Genomic DNA, 25,331 nt, shown 5'->3' on the forward strand with positions numbered 1-25,331 from the left:
AAAAAAACCGCCTCGAAAGAGGCGGTTTTTTTGTGTCCGAAAAGACTCAGCCCATCATGTCCTTGACCATGCGCTCCTGCTCCATGAGCTCGCGCTGCCTGGCGTCGATGCGTGACGACAGCGGGAAATTGCTGCCGGCGCGCCGTTTGGCGAAGTCCAGTTGCTGGATGGCCTGCCGGTAGTCGCCCACCAGGGCGAAGTATTCGGCGCGGGCCTGGTGCAGGCCGATGATGTTGCCCGACAGTCCGCGGGTCTCTGCCACCATGTACCAGACATCCGGATCGTCCGGACGAGTCTTGAGCAGGTTCTCCAGAGCCTTCTCGGCGTCGGCGGGGCGGTTCTGCTTGAGCAGCAAGTCGACGCGCACCTGATTCAGCGGATAGTTGCCCGGGTACTGGGTCAGCATCCGGTCGACGCGAGCCTGAGCGTCTGGCAGCTTGTTGCTGGTGATATCCAGATCGACCTGGGCCAGGTTATAGATGATCTCGTTGGGCGATTTGGCCAGGAGCTGCTTGAGGTTTTCCCGGGCCTCATTCAACTGGCCGCCCTTGATCTGCGCGATCGCCAAGCCATAGCGGGCCACATCGTTCTTCGGATTTTCATCCAGCTGCGCCCGGAAGCGCTTGGCGCCCAGCCCCGGAGTTTCTTCGTAGATCAACTTGACCCGTGCGCGAATCAATTGATAACGCATGCTGTCTTCGATGCCACCTGGCCTTGCCTGTTCGGCACGGTTGCGGGTGTCGGCGATTCGGGACTCGGTCACTGGGTGAGTCAGCAGGAATTCAGGGGGCCTGGCGTCGAAACGGTACTGGCGCATCAGCCGTTCGAACATGGTCGGCATGGACCGCGGATCATAGCCGGCCTTTTCCAGGTTCTGGATGCCGATGCGGTCGGCTTCCTGTTCGTTCTGGCGAGAGAAACGTCGTTGTTCCTGGATGGCTGCTGCCTGGGTGCCGGCAATGGCCGCGATCCCGGCGTCACCCCCACCGGCGGCGGCGATCACAATGCCGGCCAGCAGCGCTGCCATCATCGGCACCTGCATGCGTTGTTGAGCTTCGACGCCCCGGGCAAAGTGGCGTTGTGACAAGTGCGCCAGTTCGTGGGCCATGACCGAGGCGTATTCACCTTCGGTCTGCGCATTGAGGAACAGTCCACCGTTGACCCCGACGATTCCGCCGGGTGCGGCGAAAGCGTTGAGCTGCGGGCTGTTGATCAGGATGAACTCCAGGCGTCGGTCGTTGACCTGGCTGGTCTCCACCAGTTTGTAAACGCTGGACTCGACGTAGTCCTTGAGCTGTGGATCGTTGAGCTGTGAGACCTGACTGCGCAGCAAGGCCAGCCAGGCGCGACCCAACTGGTGCTCCTGTTGCGGCGAGACGATGGCAGAACTGGCGTCGCCAAGTGACGGCAGGTCGTCGGCGAAGCCCGGTGAGGCAAGCAGGCAAGCGAGCGTCAGCAGGGTGGGGCGCAGAAATGTCATGCACGAAGCCTTAGTCGACAAAGACCCTACTGTAGCCGGACACCAGGCCCGGGACCAGATATTCTAAGTCGCTCAACGACCTGTTGCGGAGTGAACCGATGACCGATGCTGTAGCCCCCGATGCCGAACTGGACGCCAGCGGCCTGAATTGTCCGTTACCACTGCTCAAGGCCAAGCTGGAACTCAATCGCCTGGCCAGCGGCGCCGTGCTCAAGGTGACCGCAACGGATGCGGGCTCCCAGCGCGATTTCCGCACCTTTGCCCGACTGGCCGGTCATACGCTGCTGCGTGAAGAAGACGACAACGGCGTCTACCGTTACTGGCTGAAGAAAGCTTGAAAATCAACAGCGGCCCTTAAGGATTTTTAATGTTCAAAGTGTTACGCGACTGGATCCAGCGCTACTTCTCCGACGAAGAGGCGGTGGTGCTGGCAGTGTTGCTGTTCCTGGCCTTCACGGCAGTCCTCACGCTGGGCGGCATGCTCGCGCCGGTGCTGGCAGGGATGGTGCTGGCGTACCTGATGCAGGGGCTGGTCACGACACTGGAACGGATGCGGCTGCCTGGCGCCATGGCGGTAGGGCTGGTGTTCGCCCTGTTCATGGGGGTGTTGGTGGTGTTCGTCGTCGTGATCATGCCGCTGCTCTGGCATCAGTTGGTGACCTTGTTCAACGAATTGCCCGGGATGCTCGTCAAATGGCAGTCGCTGTTGTTGCTGTTGCCGGAGCGCTATCCGCATCTGGTGTCCGATGAACAGGTACTGCAGGCCATAGAGGTGGTGCGCGGCCAGATCGGCAAGTTCGGCCAGTGGGCGCTGACGTTTTCTTTGTCCAGCCTGCCGCTTCTGGTGAACATCATGATCTACCTGGTGCTGGTGCCGATCCTGGTGTTTTTCTTTCTCAAGGATCGGGAAATGATCGGGCGCTGGGTCCGTGGCTATCTGCCTCGCGAGCGGGCGCTGATCACCCGGGTGGCCCAGGAAATGAATCGCCAGATCGCCAACTACATTCGCGGAAAAGTCATCGAGATTTTCATCTGCGGCGGCGTGACCTACATCGGCTTCGTGGCCCTGGGGCTCAATTACGCGGCATTGCTGGCGCTGCTGGTGGGCATTTCGGTGGTGGTGCCGTATGTCGGGACCGTGGTGGTGACCGTGCCCGTGGCGTTGATCGCGCTGTTCCAATGGGGGTGGAGCGATCAGTTCATCTATCTGATGGCCGTCTACGGGATCATCCAGGCGCTTGATGGCAACGTGCTGGTGCCGCTGCTGTTCTCCGAGGCGGTGAACCTGCATCCGGTGGTGATCATCTGCGCGGTATTGCTGTTTGGCGGGCTGTGGGGGTTTTGGGGCGTGTTCTTTGCCATTCCCCTGGCAACACTGTTCAAGGCTGTGCTGGATGCGTGGCCGAGCCGTGAGCCGGTGGTGGCGCCGTTGCTGTAGCTTGATTAATCAGGTGATGCTGATGGCCCCATCGCGAGCAAGCTCGCTCCCACAGGATTGATGAACACCATAAATCCCCTGTGGGAGCGAGCCTGCTCGCGATAGCGCCAGAACAGGCAACAAAAAACTTCAGGCCTTGTTCAGAGCCTGCGCCGCCGCCAACACCGCATCCACATGCCCCGGCACCTTCACGCCGCGCCATTCCTGGCGTAGCACGCCATCTTTGTCGATCAGGAACGTGCTGCGATCAACGCCCAGGTATTCCTTGCCGTAGAGCTTTTTCAGCTTGATCACGTCGAACAGCTGGCAGACGGCTTCGTCCTTGTCGCTGATCAGCTCGAACGGAAACTCCTGCTTGCACTTGAAGTTCTCGTGGGACTTGAGGCTATCGCGCGATACGCCGAACACTTCGGTGTTGGCAGCCTGGAACTGGGCGTACTGGTCACGAAAACCCTGGCCTTCGGTGGTACACCCCGGGGTGCTGTCCTTGGGATAGAAGTAAATCACCACCTGCTTGCCTTTAAGGGCCGCGAGGCTGACGGTGTGCCCGCTGGTGGCGGGCGCCTGGAAATCGGTAACCGGTTGGTCGATGGCAACGGCCATGAACGCTTCCTTACATTGGGTTTTGGGGGCGCCACGGTTCGATCAGGGCATCGAGGTTCATCGCGTCGGCGAAATCCAGGAACTGATCGCGCAGCCAACTGATCTGGGTGCCGGCCGGCAGTGTCACGGTGAACGTGGCATTGAGCATGGTGCCGCCTGTCTGCGGGGCCTGGTAGGTGTCGCAGGTCAGGTTTTCCAGCTCGACATGGTGGTCCATGAAGAACTGGCACAGCTCGTTGATGATGTCCGGGCGATAGGCCGAACTCACATACGCCACGTAGGGCAGGGCCTGGGGGCGGTTCTCCAGGGCGGCGCTGCGCACCACGTTGACGGTGAAGGCGTGTTTCTTGGCCAGCACCGGCAGGCTCGCTTCCAGGCGGGCCAGGGCGTCCCAGCTGCCGGAAATCTCAAGCACGAGCGCACTGCATTCGCCATGACGGGTCAGGCGTGAAGTTACGACGGCGCAGCGATTTTCATGGCTGGCGCGGCACAGGACGTTAGTCAGCTCCATGGGGTTGGCGCCAAGGGCACTGATAACAAGGAATTGTTCGCGGACTGTGGGGGTGGACATGCAGCATTCCTAAAGCGATGAGCGGTCGGCACTTTTGCAGCTCGGCACGGCGACAGACCGGGATAAACGAACGACTCAAGCCCTGTGCCTGGGGTTGCGCTGCATTCCGGGACGGCGGGAATGCGGCAGGACAAACGCAGGAATGGGGCTTGTGGCGACGAATAACGGAGGCTGGGAACCGGCGTATGAGCTTATCGGTACCGATCAAAGCCTGAAGGGTAGCGAAAACCATCGCCAAGGGGAATGGTAGTTCGCTTGTACAAGCATCTTGGCGCCAGTACCATTACCGCTCTCTTTTTCCGGCAGGAGCGGTTTCATGATTGCGGGCAGTATGGTGGCACTGGTCACACCCATGGATGCACAAGGGCGTCTTGACTGGGCCAGCCTCAGCAAACTCGTGGACTTCCACCTTGAAAACGGCACCCATGCCATTGTCGCCGTCGGTACCACTGGCGAATCGGCAACCCTCGATGTCAACGAGCACATCGAAGTCATCCGTGCCGTGGTCAAGCAGGTAGCCGGGAAGATTCCGGTGATCGCCGGTACCGGCGCCAATTCGACCCGCGAAGCCGTCGAGCTGACCCGCAACGCCAAGGAAGCCGGTGCCGACGCGTGCCTGCTGGTCGTGCCGTACTACAACAAGCCAACCCAGGAAGGCTTGTACCAGCACTTCAAGCACATTGCCGAAGCGGTCGACATCCCGCAGATCCTCTACAACGTTCCCGGCCGCACCTCCTGCGACATGCAGGCCGAGACCGTGATTCGCCTCTCCACCGTGCCGAACATCATCGGTATCAAGGAAGCCACCGGCGACCTGGACCGCGCCAAGGCCATCCTCGCTGGCGTGAGTGATGACTTCATCGTGCTGTCCGGCGATGATCCGACCGCGGTCGAGCTGATCCTGCTGGGTGGCAAGGGCAATATCTCCGTCACCGCCAACGTCGCTCCGCGCGAAATGGCCGACCTGTGCGAGGCTGCGCTCAAGGGCGACGCCGAGACCGCGCGGGCAATCAACGAAAAACTGATGCCGTTGCACAAGGATCTGTTCATCGAAGCCAACCCGATTCCGGTGAAGTGGGCTTTGGTTGAAATGGGCCTGATGCATCAAGGCATCCGCCTGCCGCTCACCTGGCTGAGCGAAGCCTGTCACGAACCGCTTCGGCAGGCCATGCGCCAGTCGGGCGTCCTGGTTTAATTGAGGAAGTACAACGCATGAAGCGAATGGCCGGACTTTCCGCACTTGCCTTGATTATCTCCAGCACCAGTGGCTGCGGATGGGTCTGGGGCCCGGAAGGTTACTTCCGCGACCGTGGTAGCGATTACCTGGAAGCGCAACAGACTGCACCGATGCAACTGCCTCCCGATGTCAATGTCGCCAAACGTCTGGATCCGCTGTTGCCGATCCCGCGTAATGTGGCCGACGACAGCGTCAAGGGTGAATACATCGTCCCCCGTCCACAGCCGCTCTCGGCCATGGCCGATGCCAGCGACTACACCCTGCAGAAGAGTGGCGATTCAAGCTGGGTCATGGCCCAGCATCCACCGGCCGAAGTCTGGCCCGTGGCGATCCAGTTCTTCCAGGACAACGGTTTCCGCCTGGACGAGCAGCGCCCGCAAACGGGCGAATTCACCACGACCTGGCAACGTGCCGATGAGCTGTCCGCCGCCATGGCCAAGCGCCTGAGCGCCGCCGGTGTCGGTGCCGACAGCGAAAGCCGCGTGCGGGTTCGCATCGAGCCGGGCGTGCAGCGCAACACCAGTGAAATCTACGTGGTCAGCGCTGAACGCCCTGCCGGTAGCACCGCTGATGTGGCCTTCACCAACCGTTCGGTCAACACCGGCCTGGACGCTGCGCTGGTGGACGACATGCTCGCCAGCATGAGCCGTACCGCAGAACAGGGCGGTTCGGTTTCGATGCTTGCATCCCGGGACTTCGACGTCCCGAGCCGCGTCAGCCTGAGCGAAGACGGCAGCGGCAACCCGGTGCTCAACGTCGGCTCCGACCTGGATCGCGCCTGGTCGAGCGTAGGTCGTGCGTTGGAACAAGGTGAGTGGCGGGTTGAAGACATCAACCGCAGCCTGGGCCTGTACTACATCAACCTCGCCGAAAAGGCCGAGAAGAAAGATGAGAAGCCTGGCTTCTTCAGCGGTCTGTTCGGCAGCGCGCCGGACAAGGAAGAAATTGAAGCCCGTGCCGAGCGTTATCAGGTTCGCCTGAGCAAGGTGGGTGACAACGTTCAGGTGACCGTCGAGAAAAACATCAACACCGTGGCGCCGGCCGATGTGGCCCGCAAGGTATTGAGCGTGATTCAGGACAACCTGGGCTGATCCGATGCGTTTTGCCGTTCTCGGCAGCGGTAGCCAAGGGAACGGCACGCTGATAGCCAGCGCCGGCACGTATGTGCTGGTCGATTGTGGTTTCTCTTTGCGAGAAACCGAGAAACGCCTGTTGCGCCTGGGGGTGCACCCGGCGCAATTGAGCGCGATACTCGTAACCCACGAACATGCCGACCACGTGCATGGCGTGGGTTTGCTGTCTCGGCGCTACAATCTGCCGGTGTACCTGAGCCGTGGAACACTGGAGGGGCTGCGTAAGCCCATCGAACCTGCTGGCTTCGTCGCCGGTGGCGAGCAACTGCGCATTGGTGCTCTAGAAGTCAGTGTGGTCAGCGTGGCGCACGACGCCCGGGAGCCAACGCAGTATGTGTTCAGCGACGGTGAGCGGCGCTTTGGGTTGCTGACCGACCTGGGTTCGTATTGCGACAGGGTGATGGACAGCTACCGGGATCTCGATGCATTGATGATCGAGTCCAACCATTGCCGTGACATGCTGGCGCGCGGGTACTACCCGTACTTTCTCAAGCAGCGGGTAGGCGGGGAACACGGACATTTGAACAACCACCAGGCGGCGTTCCTGGTGGCCGAGTTGGGCTGGCAAGGCCTGCAACACCTGGTCCTGGCCCATCTGAGCAGCAAGAACAACCTGCCGCAGCTGGCCCGGCAATGTTTCGTCGACACCCTAGGGTGCGACCCGGACTGGCTGCAACTGGCCGATCAAGATTCAGGGCTCGACTGGCGACATATCGCCTAGCCCATCTACTTAGCAAGCGGAGCCCATCATGGAAAAACGTGAAGAACTCTACCGCGGCAAAGCCAAATCGGTTTACAAGACCGACGACGCAGACCGCTTGATCCTGCTGTTTCGCAACGACACCTCGGCGTTCGACGGCAAGCGCATCGAACAGCTGGACCGCAAGGGCATGGTGAACAACAAGTTCAACGCCTTCATCATGCAGAAGCTCGAAGCTGCTGGTGTGCCGACTCAGTTCGACAAGTTGCTGGGCGACAACGAATGCCTGGTCAAGAAGCTGGACATGATCCCGGTCGAATGCGTCGTGCGTAACTACGCCGCCGGCAGTCTGGTCAAGCGTCTGGGTGTGGAAGAGGGCATGAAGCTCAACCCATACACCTTCGAGCTGTTCCTGAAGGACGACGCCAAGGGCGACCCGTTCATCAACGAATCCCACGTTGTGGCGTTCGGTTGGGGCACCGCCGAGCAACTGGCGCGCATGAAGGAGTTGTCCCTCAAGGTCAACGAGGTGCTGACCAAGCTGTTCGACGACGCCGGCCTGCTGCTGGTGGACTTCAAGCTTGAATTCGGCGTATTCAGCGATGGCTCCATCGTCCTGGGTGACGAATTCAGCCCGGACGGCTGCCGCCTCTGGGACAAGGACACCAAGAAAAAGATGGACAAGGACCGCTTCCGCCAGGGTCTGGGTGATGTCATCGAAGCCTACGAAGAAGTTGCCCAGCGTCTGGGCGTACCGCTGTAATCGACGCAAGCATCTGATAGCACGGAAAAAATTTCGCCCGGGGGTTCGCTTCCGGCGAATGTGCTGGTATGATGCGCGCCACTGGAGAGATGCCGGAGTGGCCGAACGGGACGGATTCGAAATCCGTTGTACTGGCGACAGTACCTAGGGTTCAAATCCCTATCTCTCCGCCATTATTGAATACGACTAAGCCCCTGAAATGGTTGAACATTTCAGGGGCTTTTTCGTTTCTGGGGGTAGGGCATTTTTAGGGCCAAAAGGCTCGCTATGATGTCGTCCGATGCTAAAGGTCCGAGGGCTGGTCAAATACTCATGGTGAGCCATTTTTGATTAGAGCTATGCGGCGTCACTCATCTAGGTCGGGAAAAATGATTTTTCCTACGATCCAAGGTTCCACAATGTCGCTATGAACCGTACGTAAAAACGATCCCCATTCCTTCCGATTGTGAGCATCTGGTCCAATGATCGTCAGCATTAGGTACGCATCTTTGAAATCATCATAGGCATAGATAAGCCAGAAGTCGTTGTCAGGGTCTTCTGTTAGGGCTGTGCGGTAGTACTGGCGGCCGATTTGAGTCCAACGAGCTTGTGTTTCTGCAGTGCTCGCCAAATGGATGTGACACATATCGCTCAGATCGAGCTGTTCATCTCTGCCAAAGATAGCCGGAAGCTCGCCGCACACCTTGTAGTTATAAAAGTGTGCGGCAATATTTTTCCAGTTCTGTGTTTGTTCAAAAAGTGCGGAAATTTTAACGGCTGGCATCCACGCCTACTTTGTAATAGGAAGCTTGCCAGTGATTACAAAATTATCGAACACTTTCTGACCATCACGTGCAGCTTGTCGAACGTCAAGAAATGTCAGCTCTTCGTGAGTGACTTTTCTGCGCGCTTTCTCGACTTTTTTTGTGGTAGCCATCGGAGCCTCCGAGGTGTGTGTATTCATGCTGATCAGCTTATGTGATTAATCGAGTCCGGGCAAACCGGAGGGTTTCAGTGTCATCGAACCATGCTCGTTTCGACGAAATGGGCCCCGTCAGGGGCCCTTTGAACTAGGCCGGCTCTGCATCCAATCGTCGGGCTATGACATCGAGCACGTCACAGCCATCTCTCAAGGGGATACAGCACAGCTGTGCAAAGTCCTGAAGGATTACCGAGTCGCTGGGAATGTCCCCGCGCATTGCGAGGTTCTCTAAAAGCTGGGTAACTGCGCGAATTCTATAGCCCGCCGTGTCAAGCAGTATGTGCAAAGGCGCGGAGGTATCGACGAAGAGGGGTTGATCGTCGGCATTACTGGTAAGAGCCATGTATCTATTCATTTTTTAAATTCCATTTGATTGAGGACCTTCTTAATCGTCGCCAAACGAATAAGGTGGTAGCTGTACGCGGGTTGGCGAACCGGACAAATAGAAAAACCGGCAGATCCGAAGATCTCCCACGCACAGCTACCGAAAAGCAGCATATTGCGCACGGTAGCGTTCCGCAATCCGCGAGAGGTTCCTGCATATTTGTCATGGGTCGCCAAACCCAAGCCGCTCCTACGAACGACGCTTGGACTATAGGGCCCTTCTGTAGAAATCATCAATCAGACGATGAGTCAGAAAATTCCCTGAATTATGTGGCCGGGAAATGTCAGAAAAGTCCCCGCAGCAATTGCGTCTCCCGACCTTTTTTCGATCCCGGCCAACCCCCTCCACGACCTGCATAACCACAGTGTCTTCCAGGCCGAAAGCTTTGTGTCAATCAGACTAATGGTCTATAGCTCAAGGCATGCCTGCCGATAAGAAGGCTAACCCCCATAGAAGGAGTGCCCCCCATGATGCGGTTCTTTGCCGACCTGGGCTTTCGCTGGAAAATTACCCTGCCGATTGCTTTTCTGGCGCTGTTGTTGGTGTTGATGGGGTGGTCGGGGATGCGAGGCATCGACCAGGTGACGGCGTCCAGCACACAGCTGACCAAGCGTTACTTGCCGGCCATCAGCTTGCTGCTCAATGCCGATCGCGATCTTTACCAGGCTTTTGTTGCCGAGCGTAGTCTGCTCGATGGTCATGCGGACGAGCATCTGACAGCGCTGAGCGCCAGTCATGAGGAGAATGCGAAGCAGGCTTATGATCGCGTGCAGCAATATGCGGCGATGCAGCCCGATGCCGAGGCACAGGCGTTGGTCAGTCAGTTCAATGACGCTTTTGTAAAGTGGAAGCAGGTTTCGAGACGAGTAATTGAGCTGTCCGTGGGGGATAGGGAGGCGGCCAGCAAACTGAGTTTTGGTGACAGCGAACGCCTGTTCGAGGCCATGCGTGATCCCATCGACAAGCTTGGCGAGCTGGAAGACCAGGCGTCCCACCGCGAGGGAGATGCGGCGATAGAAAATGGCGAGAAAGTGGGGGTGTATCAGGGCGCCATTCTGTTGATCGGTCTGCTTGGCTGCATTCTGGTCGTTGTTGCCTTGCCAATGGTCGTGCTGCGTCCTATGCGTCGCTTGCTCAGCCGCGTCGAGCAGATTGCGGAGGGTGGCGGTGATTTGAAGGCGCGTCTTGAGGTTCGTTCGGCTGACGAGTTGGGCCAGCTCGGCAGCGCGTTCAACCGCTTTCTCGACAAACTGCAGCCGCTGATTGCCGAGGTGGGCCGGGTGACCGGGGAGGTCGATGCCGCAGCTCGCGCCATGGCCAGCATGGCCGCGACCAATGACCAACTGATCAGCAGCGAGCATGCGGCACTCGATCAGGTTAGCACCGCCGCGACCCAGATGAGCGCCGCCGTGCATGAAGTCGCCCACAACGCGCTGAATGCCTCGGATGCTGCACAACAGGCTACCAGTCAGTCCCGTGATGGCGCCGACGTTGTCAGCAGCACCATCGAATCGATCCGCCAACTGGCCCAGGAAGTGGAAAGCGCGTCGGGAACCATCGAAGCCTTGGCCCAGGAAACCTCCAGTATCGGCGCGGTCCTCGAGGTGATCCGTGGCATCGCTGAACAGACCAACCTGCTTGCACTGAACGCCGCCATTGAGGCTGCACGGGCCGGTGAGCAAGGCCGCGGTTTTGCCGTCGTGGCTGACGAAGTCAGGGCGCTGGCGGCGCGGACCCAGGATTCGACCAAGGATATCCAGGTCCGTATCGAGCGCTTGCAGTCGGGTGTCGCCAAGGCCGTTCAAGCGATGCACGTCGGTAGCACCAAGGCCCGTGACAGCGTCGAGCGAGCAGCGAGTGTCGATCAGGTGCTCAGCGGCACGGGTGGTTCCATACAGCGGATCAACGATATGGCCGCGCAGATCGCCAACGCTTGCGAAGAGCAGAGCAGTGTCACTGAGGAAATCGCCCGCAACATCTCCGACATTCGCGACCTGTCCAACGAAGCGGCGCAGAACTCTGCCCAGAGCATGCATGCCAGCCAGCAGCTTTCCGGGCTGTCGAGGACATTGGCGGAGTTGACCGGCCGTTTTCGCACCTGAGTCCAGGCGCGATGGTGGCCACCCTCCCAGCCTTGGCGGCGCTCACCGGCGAGCGCTTGCGAGCCCTGCATCAGGACGGTTTCGTCCTGATGCCTGCGGTGTTGAGCAGCGCGCAAATCACCGACCTGCGCCTTGCAATCGATTGCCTCAAGCCTCAGCACTGGGACTACAGCGGCGTGATCGATCACTACAAATGCGTGTTCAATCGCGATCCGTTCTGGTTGCCGTTTCTCGATATGGAAGGGGTGATCGAGCTGGCCGAGGCGGCTCTGGGGGATGATTGCCACATCATTGGGCAGACTGCCTGGCGTTGCCACCCCGGTTTTGTCGGCGCCCCGTTGCACCTGGATTACCTGGCGATGGCATTGCCACCACAGCTTCTGGCCGATCCAGCTTTCGAGTTGCCGATGCAGATTTTCACCGCACAGTTTTACCTTGACGACATCAATGCCGACCTGAGCCCCACCCGCGTCATTCCCGGCAGTCATCGGGCGGGGCGGGCGCCCGTGGCGGGCGAAACGCAATGGCAAGGGCGCGTCGCGCAACCGGTATTGTGCCGGGCGGGCGACGTGCTGGTGCTGCGCAGCGAGTTGTGGCATGCCGGCAGCGAGAACCGCAGCGTCGATCGTTCACGTTATATGCTGCAGGTTCACTATGGCCGGCGGATGATCGCGCAGAAGTTCTCGCCTTATCTGTACTGGCAATTCAACTCTGCTGTGCTGGCCGCCGCGACACCTCGCCAACGGCGCCTGTTGGGCGATCACCAGGAGGCTGAGTACGATTGACCTCCTGGCATCGGTTACGTCACGGGGCGAGGTCAGATCCAGACATCATTCACCGCTGTTCGCTCATTGGTTTCATCGCCCGTGTTAATGACACCGCGAGGTTCGATCAACAGCAATTTCACTTCCAGTGCGGCGCTGGGCTTGTGCTCAACACCTTTTTTCACCACGTACATCTCGCCTGGGCCAATCGTCACCGCGCCGTCGCGAAAATCAATGCGAAGCTCGCCTTCCAGCACGATGAAGGTTTCATCGGTATCGGCGTGGGTATGCCAGACGAAGTCACCTTCGAGCCGGACGATCTTGAACTGGTAGTCGTTCATTTCGGCCACGACTTTCGGGGCCCACTGTTCCTGGAAGAGTGTGTATTTCTGAGCGAAATTGATGGGGGAGTAGTGAGTGCTCATGGGGAATGCTCGTCTTGTGAAGGGGTGAGCGCGACCTTACTGCCTGAGCCTGAGCGGGTATTGGATGATTGTGCAGCTTTTGTCGGGCCCGGCACCCGAAGTCAGCGCAGCATCTTCAGCCAGCGTGCTGGTGAAATGCCGAAAGCCTGGCTATGTAACCGGGTCATGTGGCTCTGATCGAAAAAACCGCACGCCAGGGCCGCTTCACTCAATGGCATGCCGTGGATAACCAGGCGACGGGCTTTATTCAGACGTCGCTGGTTGATATACCGATAGGGGCTGGTGCCGTACAGCGCTCGAAAGTCCCGGGACAGGCTCCATCGATCCCGGCCACTGGCTTGGACCAGATCATCCAGACTGATGGGCTGGTCAAGGGCATCATGAATGAACAGTCGTGCGCGCTCTGCCGCCGAGTAGTCGATCAATCGCCGCCCACGCCGGTTACCCGCTGCGCTGTCCAGTGCCTGGGCCACATCGTAGATGCCGTCCTCCTCTTCCAGCGGATCGAGTGGATGATCCATGCAGCGCAACAATCTGCGCGTAGCCACATTGAGGTGAGGATCGTTCGACAGCCCCCCTTCGATGAAGGGCAAGGGTTTGCCGCCCAGCACTTGCTGGATCACGGAGGGCTCTACATAGAACATCCGGTAGCGAAAGCCGTCGCTCGTGCCTGCTTCGCCATCGTGAACTTCGTCCGGGTGCAGGACGATGGTTCCGCCGGGCTGGCTATGGCGTTTGCTATGGCGGTAGTTGAAGCTCTGAACACCGCAAAGCGTGACGCCGATGGCGTAGGTGTCATGCCGGTGGGTGGTGTAGCCATGGCCACTGAAATAGGCTTCGATGCGTTCCATTTTCCGCGATTCAGGAGCCCGTACCAGCCAGTCGCGATCACGATTTGATTGAGTCATTTAGACCGGCCTCTCGCTTTTATCTGCACACGATACCTGTCTGATATGCCTAGGCGCAGGAAAAAGCGAGATCCGGATTCTTCGGAACGCAGAAAGCTGCTCGTTACGCAGGGCGGCTTACTGGTCGTACAGTGCGTCACTGTTTCAGATTTCTTTCACGGGTGTCTCACCCTGGGCACTCTTGATCAGCCCGATGACGTGAAGGCAGTCAGCCTTGTTCACATAGGATTCGCCGCTGGCGATCGTTTCGTGGTTGCCGGCTCTCAAGCGCCACCGCCATTGGCCTTTTCCAGTGCTCTGGGTGCCTCGGGTCTGCCTGTAGATCTCAAAATACATCGGTTCGCTCCCTGCGATTAATCATTCAAGACATGCTTTGCACATGTCGCTCCAAGCCTAGCCAAGCTGATAGTTTTGGCTATGGGAAATTCGTTTCCATTCGTTATCAAATATTGCCGATGTGGATTCGGATTTGCTCCGGCGACCCTTTTCAGGAAACAGGTCATCTTGGGGGCGCGGGGCTGGATAAAGTTCCGGTTTCGTTCTTGCGTTGCCTTGTGCGGTCCTGCTTAATACATTCCGATTCAGACGTTTGTCATTGACGTCCGGTCCGGGGAACCCGGGGGCTGGGAGCCCGATGGGACTGGAAAAACCTATAAGAAAAAGAGCCATCAAGTGACTGAATATCCAGGAGCGGATCTGCAAGGATGTCTAGCGCTTTCGCTTGTCATTCCAGTTTTCAACGAAGTCCAGTCCATAGATTTGTTTATCGCCAGAGTCGATCGGGTTTTTGCGAACGAGCCGCTGGTGACCCTGGAACTGGTGTTCGTCAATGACGGCAGTGTCGACGAAACATTGATGCTGTTGCTGGAAAAACAGCGAGCCGACCCGCGCATCCGGATCGTCGACCTGAGCCGCAATTTCGGCAAGGAAGCGGCGCTGAGTGCCGGTCTGCAAGCGGCTCGTGGCCAGGCGGTGGTGCCGATCGACGTCGACCTGCAGGACCCGCCCGAGGTGATCCTGCAAATGATCGCCCACTGGCGCAACGGTGCCGAGGTGGTACTGGGCCATCGCATAAACCGTGACTCCGACTCTTGGGCCAAACAGGTTTCCGCCAACGGGTTCTATCGGCTGCACAATAAAATCGCCGACCACAAGCTACCGGAAAATGTCGGTGATTTTCGGCTGATGGATCGTTGTGTGGTCGATGCGCTGCAGAGCCTGCCCGAGTCCCGACGCTTCATGAAGGGCTTGTTTGCCTGGGTAGGATTTCGAACCACCGTCGTGGATTACGTCAGGCCCGAGCGTGCGGCCGGTGAAAGCAAATTCAACGGCTGGCGCCTGTGGAACTTTGCCCTGGAGGGCATCACCAGTTTCAGCACCGAACCGCTGCGTATCTGGACCTACCTGGGGCTTAGCGTCTCGCTGGTGTCCTTTTCGTTTGCCGTGTTCATCGTGCTACGGACGCTGATTTCCGGGGTCGATCTGCCAGGCTATGCCTCCCTGATGGTGGCAGTCACGTTCCTGGGCGGGTTGCAACTGATCGGCATCGGCGTACTGGGTGAATACCTGGGCCGGACCTATATCGAATCCAAACGCCGACCGGTTTTTCTGGTACGGCGCATCTATGACGCCAAGGACTGACAATGGATCTCAAGGAAACCGACATCCTGGGGCCTGATATCGGGCAGCATTGGTACTATCGTTCCAAGGCGCGCGCCATGCTCCACATGCTCAAAGGCACATCGGCCAAAACACTGCTGGATGTGGGGGCCGGATCGGGCTTTTTTTCCCATCACTTGTTGTCCCATACCGAGACGGCCCGGGCCTGGTGCGTGGACATCAGTTACCCGGCCGACTCCGATGCCAGCACCGCCGGCAAACCCGTCCACTACCGGCGCGCCATCGACGCGCTGGACGCGGATCTGGTGTTGTTGATGGATGTGTTGGAACACGTGGGCGATGACATGGGCCTGCTCAAGGCTTATGTCGACAAGGTGCCCTCTGGCACCCGCTTCCTGATCACCGTGCCGGCGTTCCAGTTTCTCTGGAGCGGGCATGATGTGTTTTTGGAACACAAACGCCGTTACACCCTCGGGCAACTGGAGGGGGTCGTGGCCCAGGCGGGTTTGCAGGTGCACAAAAGCGCTTACTATTTCGGCCTGGTGTTTCCGATCGCCGCCGCCGTGCGCCTGTTGCAACGCAACACGTCCGGCGCGCCGGCCAGCTCGCTCACTCGGCATCATCCGCTGGTCAATGGCGTGTTGAAGTCGCTGTGCAGCCTGGAGCTTGCGTTTATGGGCGCCAATCGCGTGGCCGGCCTGACGGTGTTCTGTCTGGCACAAAAACCATGATCTGGACGCGGTCGCCGTTGCTGCGACGTGGGCTGCGGTTCGCCATGACGGGCTTGTTCGTGACCGCTGTGCATGTGTTGGCTGCCGTGTTGTTTGTGCACCTGATCCTGGCCAGCCCGCCGTTGGCCAACGGTTTTGCGTTTGTGGTGGCAACCGTGGTGTCTTACCTGATCAACACGCTCTGGAGTTTCTCCAGCCGATTGCATGGCCGCACGCTCGGCCGTTTCGTGGTGGTGTCGATCGGCGGATTCTGGCTGGCGATGCTGGTGGCCTGGGTGGCGCAGAGCGCGGGCCTGAGTTACCTGGCGGGCATTGCTGCCGTGGCGCTGATCATCCCGGTGTTTACCTTCATCTTGCATAATTTCTGGACGTATCGATGACCGTTCGTGGCGAGCGTTATCTGGTTTCCCTGTTGCCCGTATTGCTGGGCGTGCTGGCGTTTCTGATGGTCATCGGCCCTCGGGTGTTGAACCCGACGAATATCGCCTGGCTGGGGGAGGGCGATGCGGCGACTCATTATCTGGGATGGGCGTTTTTTCGTGATTCGCCCTGGACCTTTCCGTTGGGCATGAACCCTTCCTATGGCTTGGAGTTGGCCAACGGGATCATTTTTTCCGATTCCAACCCGCTGCTGGCGTTCATATTCAAGCCCTTCAATGCTTGGCTTCCCGAGACGTTCCAGTATTTCGGGCTGTGGCTGCTGGCGTGTTTTGTCCTGCAGGCCTGGTTTGCCTGGAAGCTGGTGGGGCTGCTGACGCCTTCGGTCTGGATCAGGTTGTTGGGGGCCGGGTTGTTCGTGTTTTCTCCCCCGATGTTTCTGCGCATGGGAGGGCATCTTTCCTTGTCCGGGCATTTCCTGATCCTGGCGGCGCTGTACCTGGCGTTGCGGCCCGGTCTGCAAAAGCGACGCCTGGCCTGGGGCGTGCTATTGGGCGCGACGGCGCTGGTGCATGCCTATCTGTTGGCGATGGTGGCATTGATCTGGCTGGCTGATCTGGCCAGCAACGCCATCAAGGGTCGGTTACCCCGGCGCAATGCCTTGATTGAGCTGGCCGGTCTGTTTCTGCTGGTCGCATTCTGCTGCTGGCAAGCGGGTTATTTCAGTGTGGGCGGCGGGACCGTGGCGGGTGGTTTTGGCTTGTATCGTCTGAATCTTTTGTCGGTGGTGAACCCCAGTGGCTGGTCATACGTATTGCGCGACATGCCCCAAGGACCCGGGGACTACGAGGGTTTCAATTACCTGGGGTTGGGGGTGCTGATGCTGGCCATCTGCGCCGGCGTGGCACTGCTGCAAGGCAACACCGGCCTGGCGGAGGCCGTGCGTCGCAGACCTCTATTGCTGTTGGCGCTGATCGGGCTGACGCTTTTTTCACTGACCAACAAGCTCGGTATTGGCATGCTGGATGTGCATTACTGGTTGCCGAAAACCATCGAGCAGTTGGCGAACGTCTTTCGCGCAGCCGGTAGGATGTTCTGGCCGGTGTTCTACATTCTCGTGTTTACGCTGATCTTTTTGGTGGTCCGAGGCAATAAGCCACGAGCTGCGGTGTGTCTGCTGGCTGTCGCCCTGGTGGTGCAGGTTCTGGATACCCGCAGCGGGTGGGCAGGCCTGCGCAAGAGCCGGATGATGCCGACCGCCTCGAGCTGGCCGACGCCCCTGGCCGACCCGTTTTGGGCCAGCGCGGCAAATCACTACGCCAAGGTCCGGTCGTTGTTGCCGCAGAATCAGCCGGAAAACTGGCTGTTGATCAGCCAATACGCCCAGAACCATGGTCTGGAAACCGATAGCGTGTACTTGGGGCGGATGGGCACTCGGGAGATCGAACACGCTCAACGGCACGCTGGCCAAATGCTCGCCACCGGTCAGTATGAGGCGGATTCCCTCTACATTCTCGACAGCCGCACCGCGCTCGAAGCGATCAAAACCGTTAATCGTCAGACCGATCTGCTGACCCGTCTTGATGGCCTCGTGGTGCTGGCACCGGGATGGAAGACCTGTACCCAATGCCCACCGATAGCGCAGGAGACGCTGGACGTGCAGGTCAAGCCAGGTGAGCGCCAGGTGTTCAACCGAATAAACGCGATGTTGGTCAGCGGCTGGGGGCGCGTCGAAGATTGGGGCACCTGGTCGGAAGGTGCTCAGGCAGAGCTTGTATTGCGTGTACCCCCTGAGGCCCGCGCCCTCTCGATCGAAGCTGCGGCGTTCGTACAGCCCCTGCATACCAGGCAGAGAATCGAGGTCTCGATCAATGGCGTTGCGGCCCTGTCGACGCAACTGACCCGCATGCAGGAGAACACCCTGGAGCTGTCATTGAGCCCGGCCATCCGCGAAGCGATTGCCGCAGATGGGCAGGTGCGTGTGCAGTTTCATCTACCCGACGCGGTCAGTCCCAAGGCGCTGGGGTTGGGGAGCGACGAGCGAGTCATGGCGTTGGGGCTGAAGTCTCTGACGGTGAATTAAGCCGGACGTCTTTATCGTGTGCTTCAAGGTTTTTTGCGCAGCGCCGAATGCACAATTTGAGGCTGTTTTTCGAAACGCTGATACGGCTGGAAGCGTTCATGCGTGAGCGCGCCGGCGCGCTGCAAATTCCGCTGCGCGAAACAAAACCTGCGTCAGCCAAGTAAAGTCGAGGTATGGTTGCGACGGCTGAAACCACATCGTCATATTTTCGAACAGGAGTCGAACACATGCCTCACCTGCACATGGAGTACACCGCCAACCTGCCCAAGTTTGACGAGGGTGTCGTACTGTTGCGTCTGAATAATACGCTGGTGGCCTCCGGTCAGTTCGCTGCCGAGTCGGACATCAAAAGCCGGGCTGTGAAAATCGAGAATTTCCTGGTGGGCACCCTTTTCGAAAAGCGCGGTTTCGTGCATGTGAAGCTGGCCTTGTTGAGCGGCCGTTCGCCAGAGGTCAAGAAGCAGTTGGCCGAAAAACTGTTGGAGGTAATCCAGGAGGTGGGCGAATGGCCGGCTGACGTTTCCGTGCAACTGTGCGTGGAAATCCTCGACATCGACCGAGGCCCCTATGCCAAGGCTGTCGTCGGCGCCTGAGGGTCAGGTGCTTCGCGTCTTGACGATCCGCTCGCGCAGCCAGGTGCTATCAGCGGCCTGGCTGCACGGCGTTTCAAGGTGAATCCCGACAAGCCTTCAGGCGCTTGATGGTTTGCCGGGCGGGATCAACCGTGGCCGCACCGGCATGGCACAGGTTGATACTCTGCAAGATGGCGCGCACATGCTTGTACATGCCCTCGGCTTTATAAGTGGGGCGCATGCCAGTGCGGGTGTTGATGAACAACTCGTCGTCGAAACAGGTCCGCAGTTTCTTGAGGCAGTAGCTGACCGTTGACTGGCTGACACACAAAGCCTCGGATACACCGGTGACGCTGCTTTGCTCGTACACAGCGTTAAACACCATGAGGTCTTGCATATCGAGTTTTCTGAGGGAGTTACTGTTCAGCATCCGTTCTGTCTCTCTCTGTGCTCCTTGCGCGGATCTTGCGCAAACCAGACCCTTGATCCTAACGGAACGATCGTCCCAGGAGAATGCCAGGCGAGCGGTTTCACGGTCGCGAGTGGGACAGATAATGTAATGAACACGACGGATCTTCAGCATTCGATTCTCTGGCCGATTGTTTAGCTCGTTGCGATCCAAGCTCCATCAAATCAAGGTTTAACCGGCTTTGGTGACGTGGGACTCTGCCAAAGTGTGTTTCCTGTGATGTCTTTTATGGACGGTTGGCCCGCAGCAATCCAATACCCTTCATTCGCCGCAATGGGGCCGGTGGGCAGGTTTATGTCCGGGGTCTCTCCCACGCTGTGTGCGCTGCCCTCTGAACTGGCTTTTTGGGCACTCTGGCATTGTCGCCACGCCCGTCCTCCAGATACTTGTATTTCCTGTTGATCCTAAACAGTGTTCGTTGATCGCGAGCACAGGCTGACGGTGCTTTGTCGCCCGTCCGACATGAAAATACGAGCGTTCTCATGAGTTCTGCCCACCTCTCTTTTGCCCCCCTGCATCAAGCCCAGGCGTTCCTGGAGCAAAATCCGGATATTGAGCTGTTCGAGCTGTTTATTCTCGACAGCAACGGTGTGCCTCGGGGCAAACTGCTGCACCGGGATGAGTTGCTGGCGCTTTACGAAAGTGGGCGGCCCTTGCCCAGTACCATTCTCGGGTTGACCATCAATGGCGACGACGTGGAAAACTCCGGGCTGGTGTGGGATGTTGGCGACATCGATTGCCGGGCTTATCCCATCAGCGGCAGCTTGCAGCGAATGCCCTGGCGGCTGATCCCCACTGCGGCAGTGCAGATCAGCATGCATCCTCAGGAAGGCATGCCCGCGACCATCGCCGATCCGCGTTATTTGCTCAGTCAAGTGATCGACGCTTTGCAGGCCGATGGCTATTACCCGGTGATGGCGGCGGAGCTGGAGTTCTATCTGTTGGACGCGCAGCGCGACAGCCAGGGCCGGCCGCAACCGGCGCGGGACGCTGATGGCGGCCGACCCGGTGCCACGCAGGTCTATGGCTTGCGCGAGCTGGAACAGATCGAACCGTTCCTGGCGGACCTCTATTCCGCCTGCAAGTCGCAGGGGATCCCGGCCCGAACGGCCATTTCCGAATACGCGCCGGGCCAGGTGGAAATCACCCTCCAACACCGCACCGATGCCTTGCAGGCCATGGATGAGGCGGTGCGCTACAAACGTCTGGTCAAAGGCGTGGCGCATAAACACGGCATGCAGGCGTGTTTCATGGCCAAGCCGTTCGCGGAACTGGCGGGTTCGGGCATGCACATGCACGTCAGCCTGGCGGATAGCGAGGGCCATAACCTGTTTGCCAGCGAAGCCGCCGATGGCACGCCGCTGCTGCGTCATGCGGTGGGCGGGATGCTCGACACGTTGCTCGACTCACTGCTGATGTTCTGTCCGAATGCCAATTCCTATCGGCGCTTCCAGAGCAACAGCTACGCGCCGCTGGCAGCAACCTGGGGCGTGGACAATCGCACCGTGAGCCTGAGGATACCGGGCGGGCCGGCATTTTCGCGGCATATCGAACATCGTATTTGTGGTGCCGACGCCAACCCGTACCTGGCCGCCGCAGCGATACTGGCCGGCATCCATCGCGGCATTCGTGAACAGTGCGATCCCGGTGCGCCAGTGGCGGGCAACGGCTATGCCCAGGCGAGCGAATTGCTGCCCACCGACTGGCTCACCACCTTGCGCACGCTTGAAGCCTCGACCTGGGCCAGGCAAGCCTTCGGCGATGAGTTCCTCAGGGTGTACCTGGCGGTCAAACGCGCCGAATACCGTCAGTTCATGGGCGAGGTCGGAGAGCAGGACTGGCGTTGGTACATCCATCAGGCTTGAACCGAGCGACAATCTGCACGTCGGATCGGACGTGCGGCTTGCTACTTGAAAAATTATTTAATGGCAACTTTTTCACGAAAAATTGATAGTGACCTGCCTAAAGTTTGTGTTGCCGTAGCACAGTAGTTTTTCAAACTTTCCTGCGGTATTTGCTTTCCATAGCGCAACTTCCAGGAAACTTTAAAACCTCATGCTGACCATTAAACCCGTGCGCCCCGAGTGGGTGACGCTGGTCGCCAGTGTCTTTTTATTAGTGGGCTTCAACGTTGTGCTCTGGCAGCACCTGCATACCATTACGGCAGGTGACGGCGGGGGCGTGCTGATCGGCGTGGCGTTTGCGGTGCTGGTATTGTTCGCCTTCAACTTGGTGCTGACACTGGTAGCGTTCCGTGGGCTGTTCAAGCCTGTGCTGATGTTGCTTTTTCTGATCAGCGCCGGTGTGGCGTACTTCATGGCTCAGTATGGCGTGCTGATCGATGCCGGGATGTTTCGTAACTTTGCTGAAACCAATGCCACAGAGGTGCGTGATTTATTGTCGTTAAAGTTGTTTGCCTACCTCGGTTTATTAGGCGTGTTGCCGTCCTGGTTGTTATTTAAAACGCCGATCAGCTATCGCCGCTGGCCCAAAGAACTGTTAAGCAAGTTAGTGGTGAGTGGGGTGTCGGCGGCGGTGATCGGCATGGTCGCCCTGGCCAATTACCAAGGGTTGTCTTCATTGTTTCGCAATCATCATGAATTGCATTTGATGGTGGTACCGAGCAACTACATCGGTGCGTCGATCGGGTACTTGCGTGAACAGGTCGCGTCGGCCAAACAGCCCTTCATCACCTTGGGAGAGGATGCGAGTCGTAATCCGGTCTGGCAAACCCATGCCCGCAAGTCCCTGACCGTACTGGTGGTGGGGGAGAGCGCCCGTGCCGAGAACTTCGGCATTCTGGGCTATAACCGCGATACCACGCCGCAACTCAATCAAGAAGCCGGCCTGATCGCCTTCACTGATGTGCACTCCTGCGGTACGGAAACCGCGGTATCGGTGCCGTGTATGTTTTCCAACATGGGCCGCAAGAACTACGACGCCAGCAAGGCCAGGAACGAAGAAGGCCTGCTCGATGTGCTCAAGCGCGCCGGGCTGGAGGTGATCTGGCGTGACAATCAGTCGGGCTGCAAAGGCACTTGCGACCGGGTCACTGTGCAGGATGTCAGCAATCTCAAAGACCCGGCCCTGTGCGCCAACAGTGAGTGTCGCGACGAAATTCTGCTCCAGGGCCTGCAGCATTTCATCGACACCCTCGACAAGGACACCGTGCTGGTGCTCCACCAAATGGGCAGTCACGGGCCGGAGTATTTCAAGCGCTATCCCAAGCAATACGAACATTTCACCCCGGTGTGCCAAAGCAATGCGCTGAACAATTGCAGCCGCCAGAGCATCGTCAACGGCTACGACAACACGCTGGTGTACACCGACCATGTGTTATCGACCCTGATCGACCTGCTGCGGGCCAATCAGGACAAGGTCGACACAGCGATGCTGTACCTGTCCGACCACGGCGAGTCCCTGGGCGAGTACAACCTGTTTCTCCATGGCACGCCCTACATGCTCGCCCCGGAACAACAGAAACACGTGGCGATGCTGGCCTGGTTTTCCGACAGCTATCAGAAGTCCTTCTCCGTCGACACCCATTGCCTGCAACTGAGCCGGGACAAGCCCTTGAGCCAGGACAATCTGTTTCATTCGATGCTCGGGCTGCTGGAAGTCAACAGCAAGGTCTACAACCGGGACCTGGACCTGTTTGCCGGTTGCCGTGGCGCGGTCATTGACGGGGTATTGGCCCGGCAGTGAGCGCCTCGACTTTTTTTTCACGTACGGGTGGTTAGCCTGTTCCTATTCATCTTTCCCAAGAGCGGTTGGTATGTCTGGGCAACCCCCATCCCCCGTAGAGATCGAGTTCGCCAGGCATCATGACCGGGAACACGCGCGCATTTGCCGTCAAGCGGCGCCCAGGCGACTGCGCCTGGCGTTCTGGCGTGACGAGCAATTGGTCCGCAATGCCTTGAAAGCCGCCGGTGAACCGGGGCTGGTGCTGGATGTGACCTGTGGCGCGGGCCGGTTCTGGCCGGTGCTGGCCGAACATGCCAACCGGGTGATCCTGGCGGCGGACCCCTCGCCAGACATGCTCGATCACGCCCGCACCCACCATGGCGGCGCGTTGCTGGAGCGGGTCACGACCTTTCCCAGTTCGGCATTCACCCTCGGCCTGTCGGCTAACGCGGTGGACTGTATTTTGTGTCTGCAACTGTTTCGGCACGTCAAGGCCAGTGAGCATCGGCTGGCGCTGTTGCGCGAATTTCATCGGGTCAGCCGTGACACGGTGATTGTGTCGGTGCAAATTGAAGGTCGCCTCAACATCGGACCTGCACCGCACCGCGGCCTGGCGGACAAGGCTGAAGTTGAAGCCGAGTTCCGCCAGGCCGGTTTCACCCTGCTGTGGTATCAGGATTTTCTGCCTGGGTTTGCGCTGACGCGGGTTTATGCGTTGTGCAAGGCCGGTTAATTCCCGATGTAGGACTATTCTTGCCTTCGCGCAGGCGATTTCTCTCAGGCTCCCGCTCTATGGATGCTCGCAATCGCTGACGGCGATATATACTGCGCGCCATTCTTCAAGGGAGAGCCGTGTGGCCATCGATATTCACTGGATTCGCGACAACGATAGCCTCGGTCAGTTTTGCGCCCAATGGCAGCAGTTGCCATTCGTCGCCCTCGACACTGAATTCATGCGGGTCGACACGTTTTATCCCATTGCCGGTTTGTTGCAGATCGGCGACGGCGAGCGTGCCTATCTGATCGACCCCTTGACCATCGACAACTGGAAGCCCCTGGCCGCGTTGCTGGAGAACCCGGCAGTGCTCAAGGTGCTGCACGCCTGCAGCGAAGACCTTGAAGTGCTGCTGCGCTTGACCGGCAGCCTGCCTGCGCCGCTGTTCGACACTCAATTGGCCGCCGCCTACCTGAACCTGGGTTTTTCCATGGGTTATTCCCGGCTGGTACAGGACGTGTTGGGCATCGACTTGCCCAAGGGCGAAACCCGCTCTGATTGGTTGCAAAGACCCCTGTCGGAAACGCAGATCAGCTACGCCGCTGAAGATGCAGTGCATCTGGCGGAAGTTTTCGTACAGCTACGCCCGAAGCTTTCTGACGAAAAATACGCCTGGGTCCTGGAGGATGGCGCCGAGCTGGTGGCCAACCTGCGTCGCGAAGTCGACCCCTATGAGGTTTATCGCGAGGCCAAGCTGGCCTGGAAACTTTCCCGTGCCCAACTGGCCGTGCTGCGCGAGCTATGCGCCTGGCGCGAGCGGGAAGCGCGGGCTCGTGACCTGCCGCGTAACCGGGTCATTCGCGAGCATTCGCTGTGGCCCCTGGCCCGCACTCAGCCGGATAACCTCGGTGCGTTGGCGAAAATCGAAGACATGCACCCGCGTACCGTGCGCCAGGACGGCGAGTTCCTGCTGGAGCTGATCAAACGCGCCGCCAGCGTGCCGCCCGAACAATGGCCGCCAGCCGTGGCCGAGCCCTTGCCCATCGAGGCTTCGGCGCTGGTCAAGCGTCTGCGGGCACTGGGGCAGGCTGAGGCCGAGCGCCTGGGAATCGCCCCTGAACTGATGCTGCGCAAGAAAACCCTCGAGGCGCTGATCAAGAGCGGCTTTCCCGAGGGCCCTTACCAATTGCCCGATTCGCTGCGTGGCTGGCGCCGCGAATTGATGGGCCAGGCGCTGCTCGACAGCCTGGCCACCGCCGGAGAACAGCCTTGAAACGTATCTGCTCGATCTACCGAAGCTCGAAGAAAAACGAGATGTACCTGTATGTGCTCAAAAGCGATGCCCTGGAGCGTGTGCCCGAGCCCTTGATGGCTGCCTTTGGCAAGGCGATCCATGCCTTTGACCTGGTGCTGAGCCCCGAGCGCAAGCTGTCGCGGGAAGACATCAACCTGGTGCTGGAAAACCTCGATACCCAGGGTTATCACTTGCAGATGCCACCGGCTGAAGACGAATACATCGAGCATCTGCCGGAAGAGTTGCTGCGACGCAACGACCCGGTCTGACGGTACCCCGAGGCACCTTTCCCGGGCCTCTTGAAACACTGGAATG

At 59.0% G+C, this 25,331-nt stretch carries 26 protein-coding genes, 1 tRNA gene and 2 pseudogenes; 20 read left to right on the forward strand and 9 right to left on the reverse strand.

The genetic code is table 11. The features are described from left to right. Positions 1 to 46: 46 nt before the first annotated feature. Positions 47 to 1,480 carry a M48 family metalloprotease gene (locus CRX69_RS12175; RefSeq protein ID WP_076385958.1) on the reverse strand — a complete coding sequence of 478 codons (1,434 nt, stop codon included), beginning with the start codon at positions 1,478 to 1,480 and terminating at the stop codon, positions 47 to 49. A gap of 98 nt (positions 1,481 to 1,578) precedes the next feature. On the opposite strand from CRX69_RS12175, the gene CRX69_RS12180 reads away from it, so the two are divergent. Together CRX69_RS12180 and CRX69_RS12185 are read left to right on the forward strand one after the other, a co-directional pair. Next, a complete protein-coding gene (locus CRX69_RS12180; RefSeq protein WP_047227968.1) occupies positions 1,579 to 1,818 on the forward strand; it encodes a sulfurtransferase TusA family protein in 240 nt (79 codons plus the stop codon). 29 nt (positions 1,819 to 1,847) lie between these two features. Further along, positions 1,848 to 2,918, forward strand: a complete 1,071-nt coding sequence (locus tag CRX69_RS12185; protein WP_047227967.1) for an AI-2E family transporter — start codon at positions 1,848 to 1,850, stop codon at positions 2,916 to 2,918. Between the two features lie 129 nt (positions 2,919 to 3,047). On the opposite strand, the gene CRX69_RS12195 is transcribed toward CRX69_RS12185, so the two are convergent. Then, positions 3,048 to 3,521: a peroxiredoxin gene (locus CRX69_RS12195; RefSeq protein WP_047227966.1), complete on the reverse strand. Its 474-nt coding sequence runs from the start codon at positions 3,519 to 3,521 to the stop codon at positions 3,048 to 3,050. A gap of 10 nt (positions 3,522 to 3,531) precedes the next feature. Beyond that, positions 3,532 to 4,092 carry a glycine cleavage system transcriptional repressor gene (locus CRX69_RS12200; protein ID WP_047227965.1) on the reverse strand — a complete coding sequence of 187 codons (561 nt, stop codon included), beginning with the start codon at positions 4,090 to 4,092 and terminating at the stop codon, positions 3,532 to 3,534. 316 nt (positions 4,093 to 4,408) lie between these two features. Here CRX69_RS12200 and dapA point away from each other — a divergent pair, with 316 nt between their 5' ends. The 5 genes from dapA (at position 4,409) to CRX69_RS12225 (ending at position 8,098) form a co-directional block, all read left to right on the forward strand. After that, positions 4,409 to 5,287 carry a 4-hydroxy-tetrahydrodipicolinate synthase gene (gene dapA, locus CRX69_RS12205; RefSeq protein ID WP_047227964.1) on the forward strand — a complete coding sequence of 293 codons (879 nt, stop codon included), beginning with the start codon at positions 4,409 to 4,411 and terminating at the stop codon, positions 5,285 to 5,287. Between the two features lie 17 nt (positions 5,288 to 5,304). Then, positions 5,305 to 6,420 carry an outer membrane protein assembly factor BamC gene (bamC, locus tag CRX69_RS12210; RefSeq protein WP_047227963.1) on the forward strand — a complete coding sequence of 372 codons (1,116 nt, stop codon included), beginning with the start codon at positions 5,305 to 5,307 and terminating at the stop codon, positions 6,418 to 6,420. Between the two features lie 4 nt (positions 6,421 to 6,424). Beyond that, positions 6,425 to 7,183, forward strand: coding sequence for an MBL fold metallo-hydrolase (locus tag CRX69_RS12215; RefSeq protein WP_047227962.1), 759 nt, complete (start codon positions 6,425 to 6,427; stop codon positions 7,181 to 7,183). A gap of 28 nt (positions 7,184 to 7,211) precedes the next feature. After that, on the forward strand, positions 7,212 to 7,925 hold the full coding sequence (gene purC / locus CRX69_RS12220; RefSeq protein ID WP_025212375.1) for a phosphoribosylaminoimidazolesuccinocarboxamide synthase: 714 nt from the start codon (positions 7,212 to 7,214) through the stop codon (positions 7,923 to 7,925). Positions 7,926 to 8,008: 83 nt separating this feature from the next. Beyond that, a tRNA-Ser gene (locus tag CRX69_RS12225) sits at positions 8,009 to 8,098 on the forward strand. 173 nt (positions 8,099 to 8,271) lie between these two features. Here CRX69_RS12225 and CRX69_RS12230 read toward each other — a convergent pair. Continuing rightward, a complete protein-coding gene (locus tag CRX69_RS12230) occupies positions 8,272 to 8,688 on the reverse strand; it encodes a type II toxin-antitoxin system YafO family toxin (RefSeq protein WP_047227961.1) in 417 nt (138 codons plus the stop codon). A 286-nt stretch (positions 8,689 to 8,974) separates the two neighbouring features. Beyond that, positions 8,975 to 9,241 carry a hypothetical protein gene (locus CRX69_RS27870; RefSeq protein ID WP_047227960.1) on the reverse strand — a complete coding sequence of 89 codons (267 nt, stop codon included), beginning with the start codon at positions 9,239 to 9,241 and terminating at the stop codon, positions 8,975 to 8,977. Positions 9,242 to 9,741: 500 nt separating this feature from the next. Between CRX69_RS27870 and CRX69_RS28225 the strand changes: the two are divergent. The 3 genes and pseudogenes from CRX69_RS28225 to CRX69_RS12245 all read left to right on the forward strand — a co-directional run. After that, a pseudogene (locus CRX69_RS28225) lies at positions 9,742 to 10,515 on the forward strand (MCP four helix bundle domain-containing protein); the annotation flags it as partial. 78 nt (positions 10,516 to 10,593) lie between these two features. Continuing rightward, on the forward strand, positions 10,594 to 11,373 hold the full coding sequence (locus CRX69_RS28230) for a methyl-accepting chemotaxis protein (protein WP_372241368.1): 780 nt from the start codon (positions 10,594 to 10,596) through the stop codon (positions 11,371 to 11,373). A 14-nt stretch (positions 11,374 to 11,387) separates the two neighbouring features. Next, positions 11,388 to 12,158 (forward strand): phytanoyl-CoA dioxygenase family protein, encoded by a 771-nt coding sequence (locus CRX69_RS12245; RefSeq protein WP_275112862.1) that lies wholly within the window; start codon positions 11,388 to 11,390, stop codon positions 12,156 to 12,158. Between the two features lie 32 nt (positions 12,159 to 12,190). On the opposite strand, the gene CRX69_RS12250 is transcribed toward CRX69_RS12245, so the two are convergent. The 3 genes from CRX69_RS12250 to CRX69_RS12260 all read right to left on the reverse strand — a co-directional run bounded on the left by CRX69_RS12250 (position 12,191) and on the right by CRX69_RS12260 (position 13,806). Then, entirely contained in the window at positions 12,191 to 12,562 is a 372-nt protein-coding gene (locus CRX69_RS12250) for a cupin domain-containing protein (protein WP_076385948.1), read from the reverse strand. Positions 12,563 to 12,663: 101 nt separating this feature from the next. Next, positions 12,664 to 13,470, reverse strand: a complete 807-nt coding sequence (locus CRX69_RS12255; RefSeq protein ID WP_107322089.1) for an AraC family transcriptional regulator — start codon at positions 13,468 to 13,470, stop codon at positions 12,664 to 12,666. A gap of 144 nt (positions 13,471 to 13,614) precedes the next feature. Continuing rightward, positions 13,615 to 13,806 carry a YegP family protein gene (locus CRX69_RS12260; protein WP_047227955.1) on the reverse strand — a complete coding sequence of 64 codons (192 nt, stop codon included), beginning with the start codon at positions 13,804 to 13,806 and terminating at the stop codon, positions 13,615 to 13,617. Positions 13,807 to 14,142: 336 nt separating this feature from the next. Between CRX69_RS12260 and CRX69_RS12265 the strand changes: the two genes are divergently transcribed. The 5 genes from CRX69_RS12265 to CRX69_RS12285 all read left to right on the forward strand — a co-directional run bounded on the left by CRX69_RS12265 (position 14,143) and on the right by CRX69_RS12285 (position 18,875). Continuing rightward, positions 14,143 to 15,111 (forward strand): glycosyltransferase family 2 protein, encoded by a 969-nt coding sequence (locus CRX69_RS12265; protein ID WP_047227954.1) that lies wholly within the window; start codon positions 14,143 to 14,145, stop codon positions 15,109 to 15,111. Positions 15,112 to 15,113: 2 nt separating this feature from the next. Beyond that, entirely contained in the window at positions 15,114 to 15,821 is a 708-nt protein-coding gene (locus CRX69_RS12270) for a class I SAM-dependent methyltransferase (RefSeq protein ID WP_076385944.1), read from the forward strand. Beyond that, positions 15,818 to 16,201: a GtrA family protein gene (locus CRX69_RS12275; RefSeq protein ID WP_047227952.1), complete on the forward strand. Its 384-nt coding sequence runs from the start codon at positions 15,818 to 15,820 to the stop codon at positions 16,199 to 16,201. Before CRX69_RS12270 ends, CRX69_RS12275 begins: the two co-directional genes overlap by 4 nt. Then, positions 16,198 to 18,282 carry a DUF6311 domain-containing protein gene (locus CRX69_RS12280; protein ID WP_107322090.1) on the forward strand — a complete coding sequence of 695 codons (2,085 nt, stop codon included), beginning with the start codon at positions 16,198 to 16,200 and terminating at the stop codon, positions 18,280 to 18,282. The genes CRX69_RS12275 and CRX69_RS12280 overlap by 4 nt, the downstream gene beginning before the upstream one ends. A gap of 227 nt (positions 18,283 to 18,509) precedes the next feature. Continuing rightward, a complete protein-coding gene (locus CRX69_RS12285) occupies positions 18,510 to 18,875 on the forward strand; it encodes a 5-carboxymethyl-2-hydroxymuconate Delta-isomerase (protein ID WP_047227950.1) in 366 nt (121 codons plus the stop codon). A gap of 106 nt (positions 18,876 to 18,981) precedes the next feature. On the opposite strand, the pseudogene CRX69_RS12290 reads toward CRX69_RS12285, so the two are convergent. Beyond that, positions 18,982 to 19,284: pseudogene (locus CRX69_RS12290) on the reverse strand (LysR family transcriptional regulator); the annotation flags it as partial. A gap of 521 nt (positions 19,285 to 19,805) precedes the next feature. Between CRX69_RS12290 and CRX69_RS12295 the strand changes: the two are divergent. From CRX69_RS12295 to CRX69_RS12315, 5 genes are all read left to right on the forward strand, one after another. After that, complete coding sequence (locus CRX69_RS12295; protein ID WP_107322091.1) at positions 19,806 to 21,188, forward strand: glutamine synthetase family protein; 1,383 nt, start codon at positions 19,806 to 19,808, stop codon at positions 21,186 to 21,188. A 190-nt stretch (positions 21,189 to 21,378) separates the two neighbouring features. Continuing rightward, positions 21,379 to 23,028: a phosphoethanolamine transferase gene (locus CRX69_RS12300; RefSeq protein ID WP_107322092.1), complete on the forward strand. Its 1,650-nt coding sequence runs from the start codon at positions 21,379 to 21,381 to the stop codon at positions 23,026 to 23,028. Between the two features lie 70 nt (positions 23,029 to 23,098). Continuing rightward, the gene (locus tag CRX69_RS12305) at positions 23,099 to 23,740 is read left to right on the forward strand and encodes a class I SAM-dependent methyltransferase (protein ID WP_047227946.1); all 642 of its coding nucleotides are present in this window, start codon (positions 23,099 to 23,101) and stop codon (positions 23,738 to 23,740) included. Positions 23,741 to 23,861: 121 nt separating this feature from the next. Next, positions 23,862 to 24,995 carry a ribonuclease D gene (rnd, locus tag CRX69_RS12310; protein ID WP_076385932.1) on the forward strand — a complete coding sequence of 378 codons (1,134 nt, stop codon included), beginning with the start codon at positions 23,862 to 23,864 and terminating at the stop codon, positions 24,993 to 24,995. Continuing rightward, positions 24,992 to 25,285, forward strand: coding sequence for a YcgL domain-containing protein (locus CRX69_RS12315; RefSeq protein WP_047227944.1), 294 nt, complete (start codon positions 24,992 to 24,994; stop codon positions 25,283 to 25,285). Before rnd ends, CRX69_RS12315 begins: the two co-directional genes overlap by 4 nt. Positions 25,286 to 25,331 lie beyond the last annotated feature (46 nt).

The organism is Pseudomonas rhizophila, from assembly GCF_003033885.1.
Classification (GTDB): Bacteria; Pseudomonadota; Gammaproteobacteria; order Pseudomonadales; family Pseudomonadaceae; genus Aquipseudomonas; species Aquipseudomonas rhizophila.

What these genes read in the sequence shown, in the direction of transcription:
- CRX69_RS12270 (WP_076385944.1), top strand. Translation starts at nt 15,114, where the DNA reads ATGGATCTCAAGGAAACCGACATCCTGGGGCCTGATATCGGGCAGCAT.
- dapA (WP_047227964.1), top strand. Translation starts at nt 4,409, where the DNA reads ATGATTGCGGGCAGTATGGTGGCACTGGTCACACCCATGGATGCACAA.
- CRX69_RS12295 (WP_107322091.1), top strand. Translation starts at nt 19,806, where the DNA reads ATGAGTTCTGCCCACCTCTCTTTTGCCCCCCTGCATCAAGCCCAGGCG.
- CRX69_RS12215 (WP_047227962.1), top strand. Translation starts at nt 6,425, where the DNA reads ATGCGTTTTGCCGTTCTCGGCAGCGGTAGCCAAGGGAACGGCACGCTG.
- bamC (WP_047227963.1), top strand. Translation starts at nt 5,305, where the DNA reads ATGAAGCGAATGGCCGGACTTTCCGCACTTGCCTTGATTATCTCCAGC.
- CRX69_RS12175 (WP_076385958.1), bottom strand. Translation starts at nt 1,480, where the DNA reads ATGACATTTCTGCGCCCCACCCTGCTGACGCTCGCTTGCCTGCTTGCC.
- CRX69_RS12230 (WP_047227961.1), bottom strand. Translation starts at nt 8,688, where the DNA reads ATGCCAGCCGTTAAAATTTCCGCACTTTTTGAACAAACACAGAACTGG.
- CRX69_RS12185 (WP_047227967.1), top strand. Translation starts at nt 1,848, where the DNA reads ATGTTCAAAGTGTTACGCGACTGGATCCAGCGCTACTTCTCCGACGAA.
- CRX69_RS12280 (WP_107322090.1), top strand. Translation starts at nt 16,198, where the DNA reads ATGACCGTTCGTGGCGAGCGTTATCTGGTTTCCCTGTTGCCCGTATTG.
- CRX69_RS12275 (WP_047227952.1), top strand. Translation starts at nt 15,818, where the DNA reads ATGATCTGGACGCGGTCGCCGTTGCTGCGACGTGGGCTGCGGTTCGCC.
- CRX69_RS12200 (WP_047227965.1), bottom strand. Translation starts at nt 4,092, where the DNA reads ATGTCCACCCCCACAGTCCGCGAACAATTCCTTGTTATCAGTGCCCTT.
- CRX69_RS12250 (WP_076385948.1), bottom strand. Translation starts at nt 12,562, where the DNA reads ATGAGCACTCACTACTCCCCCATCAATTTCGCTCAGAAATACACACTC.
- CRX69_RS27870 (WP_047227960.1), bottom strand. Translation starts at nt 9,241, where the DNA reads ATGAATAGATACATGGCTCTTACCAGTAATGCCGACGATCAACCCCTC.
- CRX69_RS12305 (WP_047227946.1), top strand. Translation starts at nt 23,099, where the DNA reads ATGTCTGGGCAACCCCCATCCCCCGTAGAGATCGAGTTCGCCAGGCAT.
- CRX69_RS12255 (WP_107322089.1), bottom strand. Translation starts at nt 13,470, where the DNA reads ATGACTCAATCAAATCGTGATCGCGACTGGCTGGTACGGGCTCCTGAA.
- CRX69_RS12300 (WP_107322092.1), top strand. Translation starts at nt 21,379, where the DNA reads ATGCTGACCATTAAACCCGTGCGCCCCGAGTGGGTGACGCTGGTCGCC.
- CRX69_RS12285 (WP_047227950.1), top strand. Translation starts at nt 18,510, where the DNA reads ATGCCTCACCTGCACATGGAGTACACCGCCAACCTGCCCAAGTTTGAC.
- purC (WP_025212375.1), top strand. Translation starts at nt 7,212, where the DNA reads ATGGAAAAACGTGAAGAACTCTACCGCGGCAAAGCCAAATCGGTTTAC.
- CRX69_RS12260 (WP_047227955.1), bottom strand. Translation starts at nt 13,806, where the DNA reads ATGTATTTTGAGATCTACAGGCAGACCCGAGGCACCCAGAGCACTGGA.
- CRX69_RS12195 (WP_047227966.1), bottom strand. Translation starts at nt 3,521, where the DNA reads ATGGCCGTTGCCATCGACCAACCGGTTACCGATTTCCAGGCGCCCGCC.
- CRX69_RS12180 (WP_047227968.1), top strand. Translation starts at nt 1,579, where the DNA reads ATGACCGATGCTGTAGCCCCCGATGCCGAACTGGACGCCAGCGGCCTG.
- CRX69_RS28230 (WP_372241368.1), top strand. Translation starts at nt 10,594, where the DNA reads ATGGCCGCGACCAATGACCAACTGATCAGCAGCGAGCATGCGGCACTC.